13 protein-coding genes are annotated in these 16,154 nt (G+C 57.0%); 4 read left to right on the top strand and 9 right to left on the bottom strand.

What is annotated here, in order from left to right; genetic code table 11:
• Positions 1–24: 24 nt before the first annotated feature.
• The 4 genes from yedF to MC50_RS22960 all read right to left on the bottom strand — a co-directional run bounded on the left by yedF (position 25) and on the right by MC50_RS22960 (position 3,654).
• Positions 25–258 (bottom strand): sulfurtransferase-like selenium metabolism protein YedF, encoded by a 234-nt coding sequence (gene yedF / locus MC50_RS22975; protein WP_032687424.1) that lies wholly within the window; start codon positions 256–258, stop codon positions 25–27.
• The gene (gene yedE / locus MC50_RS22970) at positions 255–1,466 is read right to left on the bottom strand and encodes a selenium metabolism membrane protein YedE/FdhT (RefSeq protein ID WP_032687425.1); all 1,212 of its coding nucleotides are present in this window, start codon (positions 1,464–1,466) and stop codon (positions 255–257) included. The genes yedF and yedE overlap by 4 nt, the downstream gene beginning before the upstream one ends.
• Before the next feature lie 197 nt (positions 1,467–1,663).
• Positions 1,664–1,867 carry a putative selenium delivery protein YdfZ gene (gene ydfZ, locus MC50_RS22965; protein ID WP_004862611.1) on the bottom strand — a complete coding sequence of 68 codons (204 nt, stop codon included), beginning with the start codon at positions 1,865–1,867 and terminating at the stop codon, positions 1,664–1,666.
• Between the two features lie 164 nt (positions 1,868–2,031).
• The gene (locus tag MC50_RS22960) at positions 2,032–3,654 is read right to left on the bottom strand and encodes an inorganic phosphate transporter (protein WP_032687426.1); all 1,623 of its coding nucleotides are present in this window, start codon (positions 3,652–3,654) and stop codon (positions 2,032–2,034) included.
• Positions 3,655–3,841: 187 nt separating this feature from the next.
• Here MC50_RS22960 and MC50_RS22955 point away from each other — a divergent pair, with 187 nt between their 5' ends.
• Positions 3,842–4,870 (top strand): CorA family divalent cation transporter, encoded by a 1,029-nt coding sequence (locus tag MC50_RS22955; protein WP_032687427.1) that lies wholly within the window; start codon positions 3,842–3,844, stop codon positions 4,868–4,870.
• A 70-nt stretch (positions 4,871–4,940) separates the two neighbouring features.
• Here MC50_RS22955 and MC50_RS22950 read toward each other — a convergent pair whose 3' ends face one another.
• Positions 4,941–6,113, bottom strand: coding sequence for a MalY/PatB family protein (locus MC50_RS22950; RefSeq protein ID WP_047665005.1), 1,173 nt, complete (start codon positions 6,111–6,113; stop codon positions 4,941–4,943).
• A gap of 49 nt (positions 6,114–6,162) precedes the next feature.
• On the bottom strand, positions 6,163–7,755 hold the full coding sequence (gene malX / locus MC50_RS22945; protein WP_032687429.1) for a maltose/glucose-specific PTS transporter subunit IIBC: 1,593 nt from the start codon (positions 7,753–7,755) through the stop codon (positions 6,163–6,165).
• A gap of 174 nt (positions 7,756–7,929) precedes the next feature.
• Between malX and MC50_RS22940 the strand changes: the two genes are divergently transcribed.
• On the top strand, positions 7,930–8,958 hold the full coding sequence (locus MC50_RS22940; protein ID WP_032687430.1) for a Mal regulon transcriptional regulator MalI: 1,029 nt from the start codon (positions 7,930–7,932) through the stop codon (positions 8,956–8,958).
• Between the two features lie 26 nt (positions 8,959–8,984).
• On the opposite strand, the gene MC50_RS22935 is transcribed toward MC50_RS22940, so the two are convergent.
• Together MC50_RS22935 and manA are read right to left on the bottom strand one after the other, a co-directional pair.
• A complete protein-coding gene (locus MC50_RS22935) occupies positions 8,985–10,529 on the bottom strand; it encodes a YdgA family protein (RefSeq protein ID WP_047665003.1) in 1,545 nt (514 codons plus the stop codon).
• Positions 10,530–10,627: 98 nt separating this feature from the next.
• A complete protein-coding gene (manA, locus tag MC50_RS22930; RefSeq protein WP_032687434.1) occupies positions 10,628–11,806 on the bottom strand; it encodes a mannose-6-phosphate isomerase in 1,179 nt (392 codons plus the stop codon).
• 196 nt (positions 11,807–12,002) lie between these two features.
• Between manA and fumA the strand changes: the two genes are divergently transcribed.
• Both fumA and fumC read left to right on the top strand, forming a co-directional pair.
• A complete protein-coding gene (fumA, locus tag MC50_RS22925) occupies positions 12,003–13,649 on the top strand; it encodes a class I fumarate hydratase FumA (RefSeq protein WP_032687435.1) in 1,647 nt (548 codons plus the stop codon).
• A gap of 144 nt (positions 13,650–13,793) precedes the next feature.
• The gene (gene fumC / locus MC50_RS22920; RefSeq protein ID WP_032687436.1) at positions 13,794–15,194 is read left to right on the top strand and encodes a class II fumarate hydratase; all 1,401 of its coding nucleotides are present in this window, start codon (positions 13,794–13,796) and stop codon (positions 15,192–15,194) included.
• Here fumC and tus read toward each other — a convergent pair.
• The gene (tus, locus tag MC50_RS22915) at positions 15,184–16,116 is read right to left on the bottom strand and encodes a DNA replication terminus site-binding protein (RefSeq protein ID WP_032699696.1); all 933 of its coding nucleotides are present in this window, start codon (positions 16,114–16,116) and stop codon (positions 15,184–15,186) included. The genes fumC and tus overlap by 11 nt on opposite strands.
• Positions 16,117–16,154 lie beyond the last annotated feature (38 nt).

Below are 16,154 nucleotides of genomic sequence, written 5' to 3'. Positions count from 1 at the left end.
CGTCACCGGCCTGGGCGCCAGGGATTACTTCTGGATCAAATAGCGGATAGTTGGCCCGTCTTGTTGAATATCCAGCACCGTATAACCGTAGTTGCGGGCGTCCTGCGGAATGTTATTAATCGACTGGGGACAATCGCTGACCACTTCCAGAATCTCCCCTTTCTTAAGCGAAGGCATCGCTTCCAGGGTGGCAACGGCCGGGTAGGGACAGGGTTCGCCTACCATGTCGAGACGATAATCGGGAACGATAGTTTTCATGCGGTTTCCTTAACATTGGCCATGGCGGCGGATTTCTGCCGGAAAAAACGTTTCTCCCAGGCAATGACCAGCATCAGCGCGATAAATAATAGCAGATAGGTCACCAGCAGGCCGCCAAACGGCCCGAAGGTGGCCAGCAGATTGACTTTATCCCAGTTGGTGGCCAGCGTTGGGGATAAATCATCCCAGAAATAGGCCAGAATCGTCGAACCAATGACGTTGCCCAGCCCTACCCACCAGTAGTGGACCTGACCTTCAACGGCGCGGTACATCCAGCCGGTTTCACAGCCGCCGGCCAGCACAATACCGAAACCAAACAGCAGGCCGCCGATGACCGCATTCGGGCCAGCCCACATGATTTTGGGCTCCATGCCCAGCTGCACATAGCTGAAAATGCCAATCGCGCTCGCCGCCATCCCGAAGATAATCGCTTTGGCCATATAGGTGCGTCCGGTGATCCACATATCGCGGAACGCCGAAGTAAAGCAGATCTGCGCACGTTCAATCAGCAGACCAAAACCGACCCCGAACAGCATCGCCAGTCCCAGTTTAGGCTGATTGAGTGCGGTCAGTAATCCCCAGGCGATCATGGCGAAGAACACCAGCATCCCTGCGCGAAAACGACGCCGCGCCTGCGCCGGTTTTTGCGTTAGCGGCGAGGCCGCCGAAACTTTTTGTATCCTGACCGGGATACGGAACAGGGGCAGCAGCGTAAAGCGCGCGCCAAACCAGGTTCCGATAGCCGTCGCGATGGCAAAGAACCAGGCATGGAGGGAAAACTGAGGAATACCGGTAAAAAAGGCTGCCAGGTTGCAGCCCATCGCCAGGCGTGCGCCAAAGCCGGCAATGATCCCGCCCGCCACGGCCTGAATAATACGGATCCGGCTGCGTGGCAGGCGTAATTTGATATTGTTTGCCCACAGCGCGGCGGCGAAGCAGCCGCCAAACATGCCGATAATCATCATGCCGTCAATGCGGGTTAACGGCGTCCCTTCGAGATGAATCAGTTTGAAATAACCCCACTGCTCGGTATGAACGCCGGCAAGTTGCAATAACTGCCCGCCCCAGCGGGTAAATTCCCCGGTCACGGCCCAGAACGTGCCGGTAATACCGAAATAATAGGTGGAGAGAATACCGGCTGCGATAACCGCGGGGGCCGGCGCCCAGAATTTAATCAGGTAGGCCTGTTTGAACTGTTGCCATGTCATGAAAGATGCCTCTGAACTCAGAAGGTAAATGACCCCAGGCGGGGTGCAAGAAGGCGGGATAATACGCCGCTTATAGCGAGAAAACGCTCGATGGGATCAATATGAATCGATCCGGCCACAAAAATAAAGGCCGCGTAGCGGCCTTTATTCTCTTTTATTCTCTTTGCGCAGGTCGATGAGTCATCGTCGGGAGGCAATTAATGAAAGCCCAGCCGAATAAGGCTCATCGGGCAATATAGTCCTTCGCAGCCTTCTATTTCCACGCAGTCCGCGCGGCGTAATTGTTCCGCCGTTTTACCTTCGCCGTGGATGGCCTTAATAACGCCCGTCACGCCATTTCCTGCCACCATAACCATGCTGCCTGTTGAGATAGCGTTACGGTTACGATCGTAAGTTTTCATGGTTTCCTCCTCTTATCAAATATCTGAACGGGATGGTTAGCGGCTTTTTTTAATACACCTTTTGCCGGTGAATTTTTTTGAGCTTTATCAAAATCATGCCTGTTTTTACCCGTAAGTCCCCCTTCATGGCGACGGGGGACTTACGGGCAATTCCGCGCCGCGGGCTAGGATACTTTCGCGAACATCCAGTACAGCACCGCGGAGAGTATCACTGAGGCGGGCAGTGTGAGTACCCATGCCATCAGCAGATTACGCACGGTAGAAAACTGCAGTCCTGAGCGATTTGCCGCCATGGTTCCGGCGATACCAGAAGAGAGGACGTGGGTGGTGGAGACGGGAAGACCAAAGGCATCGGCGGCGCCGATGGTGCTCATCGCCACCAGTTCCGCGCTGGCGCCCTGAGCGTAGGTCAGGTGCGTTTTGCCGATCTTCTCTCCAATGGTGACGACAATACGCCGCCAGCCGACCATGGTGCCCAGCCCGAGCGCCAGAGCGACGGCCACTTTGACCCAGAACGGAATGAAACGGGTGGCGTTATCGAGCTCTTTTTTCAGCGCATCGAGGTTCTGTGACGTCTCCCGCGGCAGTTGGACATCGGGGTTGTTCTTCAAATGCTTGATCGTTTCCGACGCCAGATACATATCGTTACGGGTGTTGGATACCGCCTGGGCCGGGATCTTATCTACCGAACCGTACTGGCGAATCTGGTCGCCAATAATGCCGGAAAGGTGCGCCAGCGCCGGTAACACGTCCGGCGTCAGCTGGCTGTCGCGCACATACTGGGTCAACACTTCACGAGGATCGCTGGGGAGGTTCCCCGGGAATTGTTGGAGCAGCCTGTTTTCGGTGACTTCGGCCAGCGCCGCGACCCGCGGTGCCTGTTCTGGCGGCAGAGTGCGGTTGAGCGCATAGGCGATGGGCATGGTCCCCACCAGAATCAGCATAATTAGCCCCATTCCCTTTTGCCCGTCGTTGGAGCCGTGGGCAAACGAAACGCCGGTACAGGTGAGGATCAGCAGACTACGGATCCACAGCGGCGGCGGCGCGTCATTTTTCGGTGCGGCGTAGAGCTGTCTGTTTTTGACGAAGCGCTTTAACAACAGCAGCAGGACGGCGGCGCAGACAAAACCGACCACCGGCGAGAGCAGCAGGGAATATCCGACATTGACCGCCTGGCCCCAGTCGACGCCGCTGGTGCCGTTGCGTCCGTGGATCAGCGCGTTGGAAACGCCAACGCCAATGATCGAGCCGATCAGCGTGTGCGACGAAGAGGACGGCAGGCCGAACCACCAGGTCCCCAGGTTCCAGATAATGGCTGAAAACAGCAGGGCATACACCATGGCAAACCCGTTGCCGGTACCGGCCTGCAGAATGAGTTCGACCGGGAGTAATGAGATGATACCGAAGGCCACCACGCCGCTGGAGAGCAAAACGCCGAGGAAATTAAAAAAGCCGGACCACATGACCGCGACGGTGGGCGGCAGAGAATGGGTATAGATGACGGTGGCCACGGCGTTGGCGGTATCATGGAAGCCGTTAACAAATTCAAAGCCGAGTGCAATCAATAAAGCCAGTCCTAATAAAAGAAAAGGCAGGTAGCTGGTATATACCGTTCCTGAGCGGGCGACATCGTTAAATAAGCTCACGCCGGAAAATGCGATGCCGATAGCTAATAAAAAGACAAAAAAAAGAACAGTTTTTTTACTGTTCTTTTGGTAAATCTTTGACTGGATGATTTGCGGGCTAAGGCCCGGCGCAACGCGTTGCGAGCTGCTGTTATCGCTCATCAGGAACCTTCCTCTAAACGTCAGACAGGGTAAATTGTTACGGGTGACAACGCTGAACTTATAAAACGCAGATGTCAGCCAGGTTTCCGTTTGATGAACAAATCATTAACCTTGCCAGGCTCTGAAAAATAGCGAAAGATGACTTTATTCGGGTCCGAACAGCATGCAATAAAATCCTGAGGGATATATGAGTCAAGATGTCGCAGGAAAGATGTTAAAGCCCGATTTTGATATGGAAGTCTCTGGGCTGGTGTACGGTTTTCTTTTTCGTGAAGGGCATCAGCCGCTGCAAATCACCTCCCAGCAAGTGTGCTCCCGCTTTCACGAGCTGGACGGTGAAAATGATTTCGTCTGGCTGCATCTTAATCTCAACCACGCAACCGCCGAGAAGTGGCTGATGAACCATTTCCCCGTTGCCGATTTTTTCTTTGAGGAGATCCGCGACGGTTCTCACACCACCCGCATTGAGCGGCAGGGCGACAATTTATTTGCCGTGCTGAACGACGTCATTTTTCATCCTAAAGAGACCACCGCAGAAACATCGACGCTGTGGCTGTACTGCAGTCAGAAGCTGGTGGTTACGGCCCGCTATAAGCCGCTGCGCTTTATTGAATGGATGTTGCCACGGCTGGCGACATTGAACGTGACATCCTCCACCGCGCTGTTGGCCTTTTTGCTCGAAGAGCAGGAGGAGGTGCTGGAACAGGTGGTGCGCCAGGCAAGCCGCCACGTCGATGCCATCGAAGAGCGGCTGCTCAGTAACCACGTCCAGCGTAACCGCGCCGATCTGGCGCGCCTGCGGCGGATGCTCCTGCGCTTTCAGCGGCTGTTGGCTCCCGAACCGGCAGCCATGTTTCGGCTCCTCAACCGGCCTCCGGCGTGGATCGACCGCTCCGTAGTTCAGGAGTTTCGCCAGTTCACCGAGGAGTTTACCGTAGTGCTCAACGACCTCTCCGGGCTGACCGAGCGTATCAGCCTGCTGCAGGAGGAGATCAGCGCCCGGCAAATGGAAAAAAGCAACCGCACGCTATATACCTTGACGGTCATTACCGTGCTGGCGTTACCGATCAATATTGTGGCGGGGTTCTTCGGCATGAACGTCGGGGGGATTCCGCTTTCGACCAATCATCACGGGTTTATCCTGCTGGTGCTGCTCGTCGGGGGATTTACCCTTGGGGCCGGTTATCTGGCCTTCCGGCGGCGGGACGATTTGTGAGCCGGGGAGCTGTGCAGGCTTGCCCGCAGCGTTTAACACGGCTGACACCGTGCTGAACGCCGCGGTGTGGCTATGCTAAAGCACGCAGGGCGGCAATCAATCCGTTGACGCCTCTTTCCAGTTTCTCCCGGGGACAGCCGGCATTGAGGCGCACAAAACCCACGCCTTCTTCGCCGTAGGTATACCCGGGCATAATGGCGACCTTCTGTACCTCAATGAGCGTTTTTTGCAGCGCGCGGTCGTCCACGCCGAGCGGGCGCAGATCGATCCAGGCGAGATAGGTGGCCTGCGGCGGCTGCCAGTTCAGCTGCGGGAAGGCCTGATTGAGCGCCTGAGCAATATAGCGCATGTTATCCTGCAAATAGGCCCGTAGCGCATCGAGCCACGGGGCGCCTTCACGGTAGGCGGCAATATGGGCGACCAGCGCCGGCACGGAGGGGGAAGAGAGTCCATCGCGACTCTTCAGAGCCGTGAGATAAGCTTCGCGGGATGCGGCATCGTCAATCAGGCCGTAAGCCCCGGTAAACGCGGGAATATTGAAGCTTTTCGAGCCGGAGGTGAACAGCGCCCACGGCCCGCGAGCGACATCGCACCACGGCGTATGACGAGGCTCACCCCAGACCATATCCATATGAATCTCATCGCTGATGACCTTCACGCCGTGCTTTTCGCACAGCAGGGCCATGGTTTCAAGCTCTTCGCGGCTCCACACTTTCCCGGTCGGGTTATGCGGGCTGCACAGCAGCAGCAGCGTGTTGCGCGGCTCCGCCAGCGTGCGTTCAAGCTGCGCCATATCGCAATGCCACTGATTATCCCGATGCGTCAGCGGGACCGGCGCAACGCGACGGCGGTTTCCGGAAATGGTTTTATAAAAAGCGTCATAGGCCGGCGTATGGACTACCACACCATCGCCTTCGTCAGACCACTGGCGAATCATCTCCGCCACCATGTAAATGACCGACGGGCCATACACGATTGCATCGCGGTTAACGGGGCACTGAAAACGGCTGGCGTACCAGTGGGCGACCGCGCCCAGAAACTCATCGTTTTTCCAGCGGCTGTAACCGAACACGCCGTGCGCCAGGCGCCGACTGACGGCATCAAGAATGCAGGGGGCGGTGGCGAAATCCATATCGGAGATAGTAAAGGGGAGCAGGTCGGCGGCACCGAAGCGGTCGGCTACGTAGTCCCATTGCGTACACCAGGTGCCGTGGCGATCGACAGGCGTTGCAAAATCAAACATTGACACTTCCTTTATCAAAGCCCCCTCCGGGTCAGGAGGGGGCGGGCGTTTATGCCTGGACGGTATTCATCAGTACGCTCATTTCATCTTTCACCGACTGAACCTGAGGGCCGATAACCACCTGCAGGTTATGCTGATTCAGCTGTACTACGCCGATGGCGCGGTTGGCTTTCAGCGCGGCGCTATCCACTTTACTCATGTCGTGCACCGACAACCGCAGGCGGGTAATGCAGTTATCCAGGGAAACGATATTGTCGGCCCCACCCAGCGCGGCCAGAATGGCCGGTACGTTGTAACCGGATTTACCGGTGACGCCGCTCACGGCTTTGTCAAAGGCGGTCTGGGTTTCGATATCGCGGCCCGGCGTTTTCAGGTTAAAGCGGGTAATGGCGAAGCGGAAGATGCCGTAATACACCGCAAACCAGATAGCGGCAACCACCGGTACCAGATACCACTTGGTTGACAGGCCGTGCAGGATGCCGAAGACCACGAAGTCAATGACGTTCCCGTCGGTGTTGCCGATAGTGACGCCCAGCACCGCCATGATGGTGAAGCCGAGGCCGGTCAGCAGGGCGTGAATAACATACAGTACCGGGGCGACGAACAGGAACAGGAACTCCAGCGGTTCCGTGGTGCCGCCGACGACGCAGGCAATCACGCCGGAGATCAGCAGGCCTTTAATTTTATGACGGTTTTCCGGACGCGCGCAGTGGTACATCGCCAGCGCCGCCCCCGGCAGGCCGCCGAGGAATGCCGGCATTTTACCCTGCGACAGGAAGCGGGTGGCACTTTCTGAGAAGCCGTGAGTTTCCGGGCAGCTCAGCTGCGCCTGGAAGATAGTCAGCGCGCCGCTAACGGTATGACCGCACACATCCAGGGTTCCGCCCGCTTCGGTAAAGCGAATCAGGGCCACCAGAATGTGGTGCAGACCGAACGGCAGCAGCAAACGTTCGCCGGTACCGAAGATCATCGGTCCGAAGTCGCCGGCGCTGTTAATCACGTGACCGAGGGCGTTAATCCCCATGGCAAAGACCGGCCAGACGAGGGGGATAACCAGGCCGACCAGCCCGAGCACCACGGTGGTGATAATCGGCACAAAACGCGTGCCGCCAAAGAAAGCTAATGCGTCAGGCAGGCGGATATTATGAAAACGCTCGTGCAGCATCCAGACAATGATCCCGGCGATCACCGCCCCCAGAATCCCGGTATCGATCGACTGAATACCGATGATGTTCTGGATATTGTTGGCTTTCAGCACCGCCGCATCGGTCGTGGGCAGAATTCCTTTCGCGGTGAGCCAGAAGTTCACCGCCAGGTTCATGACCGCATAGCCAACGAAGCCGGCGAAAGCCGCCACGCCTTTATTTTCGCGCGCCAGCCCCAGCGGAATCGCGATACAGAACATGACCGGCAGGAAGCTAAAGGCAAAGGAGCCGACTTTGCTCATCCAGACAAACACGGCCTGCAGCAGCGGAATATCGAGCCACGGCAGCAGGGTGAGCACATCATGACTGCTTAAAGAGCTGCCGATCCCGAGCATGATCCCGCAAAAAGAAAGCAACGCCACGGGCAACATAAACGTTTTTCCTAACTGCTGGAAAAACTCCCACAAGGTAATTTTTGGTGTCGTTTTTGCCGTCATTAACACGAATCCTGATTTTTTAAGTTATGGGTAGGGTGTAACGCTACGGCAAGATAAAACGTTTTATCACTTTTTAGTGCGATAAAAATCACATAATCAGGCGAAGATAACGTTTATAAAGGTAACTCATTGATAAAACGTTTTATCGACCGCCACAGGGAGACGGTTGCAGTTATGGCTATCGCAAAAAAGATCACCATTAACGACGTTGCGCAGGTGGCAGGGGTGTCGGTGAGTACGGTTTCACTGGTGCTGAGCGGCAAAGGCCGGATATCGTCGGCTACCGGCGAGCGCGTCAATCAGGCGATTGAACAACTGGGTTTTGTGCGTAACCGCCAGGCGGCTTCACTGCGCGGCGGGCAGAGCGGGGTGATTGGTCTTATCGTGAGCGACCTCTCCAAACCCTTTTACGCGGAGCTTACCGCCGGACTGACCGACGCGCTTGAGGCCGAGGGGAAAATGGTCTTTCTCACCCAGGGCGGCGACGGTGGAGAAAAAATGCGTCAACGCTTTGAAACCCTGATTTCGCAGGGCGTAGACGGGGTGATTATCGCCGGCGCTATCGATAAAGGCAGCGAACTGCGCGATCGCGCAGCGGAGGTCGGCATGCCGTTGGTGTTTGCCTCCCGCGCCAGCTATCTCGATGATATCGACCTTATCCGTCCGGATAATATGCAGGCCGCGCAGATCGTCACCGAGCACCTGATCCGCCGCGGGCACCAGCGCATCGCCTGGCTCGGCGGACAAAGCGCTTCGTTGACGCGTGCGGAGCGGGTAGGCGGATACTGCGCGACGCTGCTGAAGTACGGGCTGCCGTTTCACAGCGAATGGGTCGTGGAGTGCGAATCGAGCCAAAAGCTGGCGGCCGAAGCAATGGCCTCGCTGCTGCGGCACAACCCGACCATTACCGCCGTGCTGTGTTACAACAACGTGATTGCCACCGGCGCCTGGTTCGGCCTGATGCGGGCGGGACGTCAGAGCGGTGAAGACAGCGTGGAGAGCTATTTTGAACAGCGCGTGGCGCTGGCGGCGTTTGCCGAAGTCCCGGAAAGCGCGCTGGATGATGTGCCGTTGACCTGGGTCACCACGCCTGCGCGCGAGATGGGCCAGAGCCTGGCGGAATGTATTCTACGGCGTCTGGAGAAGGGGCAGATGAGCGCGAGAAATCAAATTATGCCCCCGCGGCTGGTGACCCGAAAATAGCCCCTCGAAAGGGGCTAATCGCAAGATTACTGCTGCGGCGCGACCGGCGGCGCCACTTCTTCAGGCAGGGTTTCCTGCGGTTCGGCGCCAGGGGCTGCCGGCGGAGTAAAGCCAAACATTCCCGCGAACTCATCCAGCGGCATTTTCTGCCCGTTCAGGGTGACCTGACCTTCGGCGTATTGCAGACTGGAGGTGATCGCGTTGTCTTCCATCGCGGTAATGCGGAACATCTGTCCCATGGCGGCGAGACCTTTCACCTGCTGGTCTGCCAGTTTCGCCGCATCTTCCGGCTGGTAACCTTCGAGACCGGCAATCTGAGTCATAAATGCGGTGGCCATATCGACCGGAATCACCAGCTTGCTGTCGAGCGACTTGACGCTGCGATCCACTTCATCCGCCAGGGTTTGCGGCTCAGCGGTGGTCAGCGCAGGGTCTTTCAGCAAAACAGACATATTGAAGGTGCTTTCCCCTTTGGCATTGCGCCAGCTTAGCGGGGCGATAGTCAGAGACGGGTTGCCCTTCAGTAAAATCGGTAGCGCTTTAAAGAAGGTTTCCGTCAGCGCCTGCTGATACAGCTCAGGATTCTGCGTCAGCTCCGGCTTCGCCATCAGCGCCTGAGCTTCGGCATTGTACTGCTGGCTGAACTGATGCCAGGCCTGGCCATCAAGATTCGCCAGCTTGATGGTCAGTTTACCGCTGCCGATATCCTGGTTTTGCAGCTTCAGGCTGTTGACGGTGTAGTCCAGCTGGCTGTTAATCCCTTTACCGTCTTCAGTCAGCGAAGACTGGCCATCGATGTTCATCCCTTCCAGCAGGGCCAGCTCTTTCCCTTCAACGCCAATCGACAGCTTCTCCAGGGAGATTTTTTGCTTACCGATGCGCTCATTAAAGCTGGTCATCTCGGTGGCGCCGTCGGTTTTCAGATTATTGAAGTTCAGCTGGACTTTCTGGTTGTATTCATTGAGCGCGTTGATCTGGCCGCTGCTCGCTTCACCGCTCAGACTCACGGATTTGCCTTCCGCATCCGCATCGAGCTGGAACTGACCGCCGCTGAAGGTGACTTTCTCATCGCCTTTCGCGTAGTCGAGTGGTTTTAGATCGATAGCCGACCGGCTGTCGCCGCTGTAGGCAATACGGGTATTGATAGTAAACGGGGATTCGCCTTTGGCGATATCAAACAGCCCTTTGCTGGCGTCGTTATTAACCAGTGTGGTTCTGACGGACGCCATCGCCGGGGCAAGCTGGCCGGATTTCAGCGCTGCTGCCGGGAAGGGGCCGTGATCGACCGCTTCATCAAACACCAGTGACTGCCCGGCGGCAAGCCAGCTGTTCTCTTTACCGGCAACCGGCTTCACTATCAGCTGCAGGTGACTACTGAACACGCCGCGCTGGTAGTTTTGCCATGACAGCTCGACGCCCGCTTCCGGCGCGCTGCTCTGTAGCTGCGCATTGGCCTGTTGCACCACCTCGGCGAGGTGACTTTCCAGCTGTTTCCCTGTGTACCAGGCACCACCTGTCCAGATGACGCCCAGCGCCACGATAATTCCTGCTGCGACCAGCGATTTCTTCATAGCATTTGTCCATAAATAAAACCAGGCGGATCGAGCCGCCTGGTCATGTTGTCATGATGAGGGAAAGTCTAGCAAGCGCGGCTAAAAAGTTCAGTAACTTACTTGAGCTTATTAAAAACGCGCGCCAGACGACCGCTGCCGCTGACCGCAACCGGCGACTCGTTACAGCCAATAAACGCCGACTCACCGGCTTTCAGGGTCAGATGCTGTTCACCTTTACGCAGAACCGCTTCGCCTTCCACGCAGAAAATGATGGCCGCGCTCTGCTGGTCGAGGGTGGATTGCTGTGCCGAAAGATCGTGCAGGGAGAAGGCGAAATCATCGACCGGAATCGGGAAATCCAGCTCCGCGGCGTGTTTCACCGGCTGAGTCAGCAGCTCGCCTGCCGGTTTGGCAACGAACTTCACGTTGGCAACCAACTCCGGGATATCGATGTACTTCGGCGTCAGGCCGGCACGCAGCACGTTATCCGAGTTGGCCATCACCTCCAGCGCCACGCCCTGCAGGTAGGCATGCGGCGTTTCGGCGAACAGGAACATCGCTTCGCCTGGATTCAGCTTCACCACGTTAAGCAGCAGCGGAGAGAACAGGCCGCTGTCGTCGGGATAGAATTCGGCGATCAGGCGGATGGTTTGCCACGGTTCGCCCTGTTGGTTATCCAGCGCGGTTTGCAGCACACGCAGAGCCTGCGCTTTTTCTTCACCTTGCATATTGAGCAGGCCGGCGAACAGCTGGCTTAAATGTTCAGCATCCGGCTGGCTGAGAAATTCACCGATGGCCGGGTGCGCGCTGGCAACCGGCTGCAGCAGGGCGGCAATCTCGTTAAATTCGCGGAACGCGTTCATCGCCAGGAATGGCGTCAGCGCAAAGACCAGCTCCGGCTTGTGGTTAGGATCTTTATAATTACGTTCAGCGGCATCCAGCGGAATGCCGGCGGCGTTCTCTTTGGCAAAGCCAATTTCTGAGGCCTGCTTGTTCGGATGAACCTGAATGGAGAGCGGCTGGGCGGCGCAGAGCACTTTAAACAGGAACGGCAGCTCGCCAAAACGCTGTGCAACCTTGTCGCCGAGCAGCGCGGACTTGTCGCCGTCGATGATCTGGCGCAGCGCGTGCGGGCGACCGTCGGCGTCGAGAATCTGCGAACTGCTTTTCGGGTGCGCGCCCATCCATAGCTCCGCCATTGGCAGGTTGTCCGGGTTGGCGATACCATAAAGTTCCGTTAATGCGGTGTGACTTCCCCAGGCGTAGTTCTGCACTGAGTTAATGAGCTTTTGCATTCTCAATCCCTGTTTCCACATGATAATAATCGCTCTATTAAACCAGCAAACCGCCGAGAAGCAACTGCTGAAAGAAAAAGTCGTCCTTGTCTCAGTTTTTGTTAAAATTTTGTGTAAAATTGATCGACTCGCTTTTCTACAGGCAAATGGAGTGTCTGCCTGAAATATAATCAGCCCAGCAGTAAGTGAGAGCACAATGTCGAATAAACCGTTTGTTTATCAGGATCCTTTCCCCCTCAAAAAGGATGACACCGAGTATTATCTCCTCAGTCGTGACTACGTCTCTGTCGCCGAATTCGCCGGCCAGGAAGTCCTGAAGGTTGAACCTCAGGCGCTGACCCTTCTGGCACAACACGCTTTTCACGATGCTTCCTTCATGTTGCGCCCGGCGCACCAGCAGCAGGTCGCCGATATCCTTAACGACCCGGAAGCCAGTGAAAACGACAAATACGTCGCCCTGCAGTTCCTGCGTAACTCCGATATCGCGGCCAAAGGCATTTTGCCGACCTGCCAGGATACCGGTACCGCAATCATCACCGGTAAAAAGGGCCAGCGCGTCTGGACCGGCGGCGGCGATGAAGCGGCGCTGGCGCAGGGGGTCTATAACACCTATATCCAGGATAACCTGCGCTACTCGCAGAACGCGGCCCTGGATATGTATAAAGAGGTCAACACCGGGACTAACCTGCCGGCGCAGATCGATCTTTATGCTACCGACGGTGACGAATACAAATTCCTCTGTATCGCCAAGGGCGGCGGTTCGGCCAACAAGACCTATCTGTATCAGGAAACCAAAGCGCTGATTACCCCGGCGAAGCTGAAAAGCTACCTGGTTGAGAAGATGCGCACTCTCGGCACCGCGGCCTGTCCGCCGTACCATATCGCCTTCGTGATTGGCGGCACCTCGGCGGAATCGACGCTGAAAACCGTGAAGCTGGCATCGACCAAATATTATGATGGCCTGCCGACCGAAGGTAACGAACACGGTCAGGCGTTCCGCGATATTCAGCTGGAGCAAGAGCTGCTGCTGGAAGCGCAGAATCTCGGCCTCGGCGCGCAGTTCGGCGGCAAATACTTCGCCCACGACATCCGCGTAGTGCGTCTGCCGCGCCACGGGGCCTCCTGCCCGGTCGGCATGGGCGTCTCCTGTTCCGCTGACCGCAATATCAAGGCTAAAATCAACCGGGAAGGGATCTGGCTGGAGAAGCTGGAGAGCAACCCGGGCAAATACATTCCCGAGTCGCTGCGTCAGGCCGGTGAAGGTGAAGCGGTGAAGGTTAATCTCAATCAGCCGATGAGCGAGATTCTGGCACTGCTGTCGCAGTACCCGGTATCGACCCGGCTGTCGCTCAGCGGCACCATCATCGTAGCGCGCGATATCGCCCACGCGAAGCTCAAAGAGCTGCTGGATAACGGCGAAGCGCTGCCGCAGTACGTCAAAGATCACCCGATCTACTACGCCGGCCCGGCGAAAACACCCGATGGCTATGCCTCAGGCTCGCTCGGTCCGACCACCGCGGGGCGCATGGACTCCTATGTCGATCTGCTGCAGTCCCACGGCGCCAGCATGGTGATGCTGGCGAAAGGCAACCGCAGCCAGCAGGTGACCGACGCCTGCCACAAACACGGCGGATTCTATCTTGGCAGCATTGGCGGCCCGGCGGCGGTGCTGGCGCAGCAGAGTATCCGCAGCCTGGAGTGCGTGGCGTATCCGGAACTGGGGATGGAAGCTATCTGGAAAATCGAAGTGGAAGATTTCCCGGCCTTCATCCTGGTGGATGATAAAGGCAACGATTTCTTCCAGCAGATCCAGACCTCGCAGTGCACACGCTGTGTGAAATAATCGAAGCCGCCCTCCGGGGCGGTTTTTTTATGTCGTTTAGCGGCACGAACGAGCAATATAATCTTAAAAATTTGACCAATACTTAACCCTTTATAGCAGGTGAGCTTTGTCGTAATTACGTACTTTGTATTCAAGGAGAAAGTAATGACAACGCATCGCAGTGAAAGAGACTCTATGGGCGCTATCGAGGTGCCTGCCGATAAGCTATGGGGCGCGCAGACCCAGCGTTCGCTGGAACATTTCCGCATCTCGACGGAAAAAATGCCGGGCGAACTGATTTATGCGCTGGCGCTGACCAAACGGGCGGCGGCAAAGGTTAACCAGGATCTGGGGTTACTGACCGCAGAGAAGGCCGAGGCGATTATTCAAGCCGCCGATGAAGTGCTGGCCGGCAACCATCCCGATGAATTTCCGCTGGCCATCTGGCAGACCGGTTCCGGCACGCAAAGCAACATGAACATGAACGAGGTGTTGGCCAACCGCGCCAGTGAACTGCTGGGCGGCGTGCGCGGCATGGAGCGCAAGGTTCATCCTAACGATGACGTTAATAAAAGCCAGAGTTCCAACGATGTCTTCCCGACCGCGATGCATGTCGCGGCGATTATCGCCCTGCGTGAGGCGCTCATCCCCCGACTCAGGGTGCTGAAACAGACGCTGAGCGACAAAGCTACTGCCTTCAACGACATCGTTAAAATTGGCCGTACGCATCTGCAGGATGCGACGCCGTTAACGCTGGGACAGGAGTTCTCCGGCTGGGTAGCGATGCTGGAACACAATCTCCGCCATCTGGAGCTGAGTCTGCCGCACCTGAGCGAGCTGGCGTTGGGCGGTACGGCCGTTGGCACCGGTCTGAACACCCATCCGCAATATGCCGTACGGGTAGCGGAGGAGCTGGCGGCCCTCAGCGGTCAGCCGTTCGTCACTGCGCCGAACAAGTTTGAGGCGCTGGCGACCTGCGATGCGCTGGTCCACGCCCACGGGGCACTGAAGGGGCTGGCGGCTTCGTTGATGAAGATTGCCAACGATGTGCGCTGGCTGGCTTCCGGTCCGCGTTGCGGGATTGGTGAAATTGCGATTCCGGAAAATGAACCCGGCTCATCCATTATGCCTGGCAAGGTTAACCCGACGCAGTGCGAAGCGCTGACGATGCTGTGCTGTCAGGTCATGGGGAATGATGTGGCGGTCAATATCGGCGGGGCGTCCGGTAACTTCGAACTGAACGTCTACCGTCCGATGGTGATTCATAACTTTCTGCAATCGGTGCGCCTGCTGGCGGATGGTATGGAGAGTTTTAATGAACACTGCGCGACCGGCATTGAACCGAACCGTGAACGGATCGCGCAGTTGCTCAATGAGTCACTGATGCTGGTCACGGCGCTGAATACCCATATTGGCTATGACAAAGCGGCGGAGATTGCCAAAAAGGCGCATAAAGAGGGGCTGACGCTCAAAGCCTCCGCGTTAGCGCTGGGCTATCTGACGGAGGCGGAATTTGACAGCTGGGTGCGTCCGGAAGAGATGGTGGGCAGCATGGCTACTCGTTAGCCAGCCACAGATGCAGCCGCGGGATAAGTAGCCTGAGCGACTGCGCCTGCGGCTTATAGCGATACTGCACATTATCCGCATCATAGTTCAGTAACTCGCCGATATCCGGCACGCTCACCCCCTGAGTGCCGGATATCAGCGTGATAAGCGGGCCTGGGCAGGCGTACTGCACCTGTTTCTGCTCACCGGCGTACCAGACTCGTGCGATAGGCTGGACCTTCACCGGCCGCTTGATCTTCAGCTTTGCCCGCTGCGGCAGAGCGGCGATATCCTGATATTCTCGCTCCAGTTTGCTTTGCCACTGCTCACGCGTCCAGGGCGGCACCGCGCGCGGCGATTGCAGGCTTTTTTCCAGCTGCTGCAGCACCTGATCACGAGTGAGATTTTTAATCACGTGCTTATTAGCCCAGCCAAAGCGGAGGGTGCTCGGGTCGCATAGCACCGTTAAGGTGCGGTAGGCGCTGAGGGTGATAAGCCCCGGCAGATGACGGTGGACCCATTCAAAACGCGCCGCGGCGGGCAGGCCGGAATCAACGGTGACAATCTTTTCGAAAGCGGCTTTCAGCGCGTTAATGCGGGCAATACTCTGCAGTAACGCCGCCTGTTCCTCGCCATCGGTTTGCAGGCAGATGGCGCCGGGGAGGCGGACTGCAGCTTTACTGCTGCGGCTTTCTGATTGCTGCTGAATGAACAGATGGCTGTAGTGTTTCAGCGCCATCTCCAGCGCCGGTTGACCGGTGTGCTGAACCACCTGAATAGTCTCCAGCGGGTCGTGTTCCGTCTCTTTACTGACGGCCGGCAGCTCGAACACCCGGGCGGCCAACAGGCGGCAGGCGCGCAGGCGCTGCTGGAGCATCTGTAGCTCGCGTTCCAGCTGGCGAAAGGTGTCATTCAGACGTTCAACGAGATCGTAGCTGGCCATAGCACCCGCCTTAGTTACAACATACTGTTTGGTTTTTA

The sequence above is a fragment of the Klebsiella planticola genome, from assembly GCF_000783935.2.
GTDB lineage: Bacteria > Pseudomonadota > Gammaproteobacteria > Enterobacterales > Enterobacteriaceae > Klebsiella > Klebsiella planticola.
Note: the sequence above shows the minus strand (reverse complement) of the source record. Positions and strands in the feature narration are given on the sequence as shown.

What these genes read in the sequence shown, in the direction of transcription:
- yedF (WP_032687424.1), bottom strand. Translation starts at nt 258, where the DNA reads ATGAAAACTATCGTTCCCGATTATCGTCTCGACATGGTAGGCGAACCC.
- yedE (WP_032687425.1), bottom strand. Translation starts at nt 1,466, where the DNA reads ATGACATGGCAACAGTTCAAACAGGCCTACCTGATTAAATTCTGGGCG.
- ydfZ (WP_004862611.1), bottom strand. Translation starts at nt 1,867, where the DNA reads ATGAAAACTTACGATCGTAACCGTAACGCTATCTCAACAGGCAGCATG.
- MC50_RS22960 (WP_032687426.1), bottom strand. Translation starts at nt 3,654, where the DNA reads ATGAGCGATAACAGCAGCTCGCAACGCGTTGCGCCGGGCCTTAGCCCG.
- MC50_RS22955 (WP_032687427.1), top strand. Translation starts at nt 3,842, where the DNA reads ATGAGTCAAGATGTCGCAGGAAAGATGTTAAAGCCCGATTTTGATATG.
- MC50_RS22950 (WP_047665005.1), bottom strand. Translation starts at nt 6,113, where the DNA reads ATGTTTGATTTTGCAACGCCTGTCGATCGCCACGGCACCTGGTGTACG.
- malX (WP_032687429.1), bottom strand. Translation starts at nt 7,755, where the DNA reads ATGACGGCAAAAACGACACCAAAAATTACCTTGTGGGAGTTTTTCCAG.
- MC50_RS22940 (WP_032687430.1), top strand. Translation starts at nt 7,930, where the DNA reads ATGGCTATCGCAAAAAAGATCACCATTAACGACGTTGCGCAGGTGGCA.
- MC50_RS22935 (WP_047665003.1), bottom strand. Translation starts at nt 10,529, where the DNA reads ATGAAGAAATCGCTGGTCGCAGCAGGAATTATCGTGGCGCTGGGCGTC.
- manA (WP_032687434.1), bottom strand. Translation starts at nt 11,806, where the DNA reads ATGCAAAAGCTCATTAACTCAGTGCAGAACTACGCCTGGGGAAGTCAC.
- fumA (WP_032687435.1), top strand. Translation starts at nt 12,003, where the DNA reads ATGTCGAATAAACCGTTTGTTTATCAGGATCCTTTCCCCCTCAAAAAG.
- fumC (WP_032687436.1), top strand. Translation starts at nt 13,794, where the DNA reads ATGACAACGCATCGCAGTGAAAGAGACTCTATGGGCGCTATCGAGGTG.
- tus (WP_032699696.1), bottom strand. Translation starts at nt 16,116, where the DNA reads ATGGCCAGCTACGATCTCGTTGAACGTCTGAATGACACCTTTCGCCAG.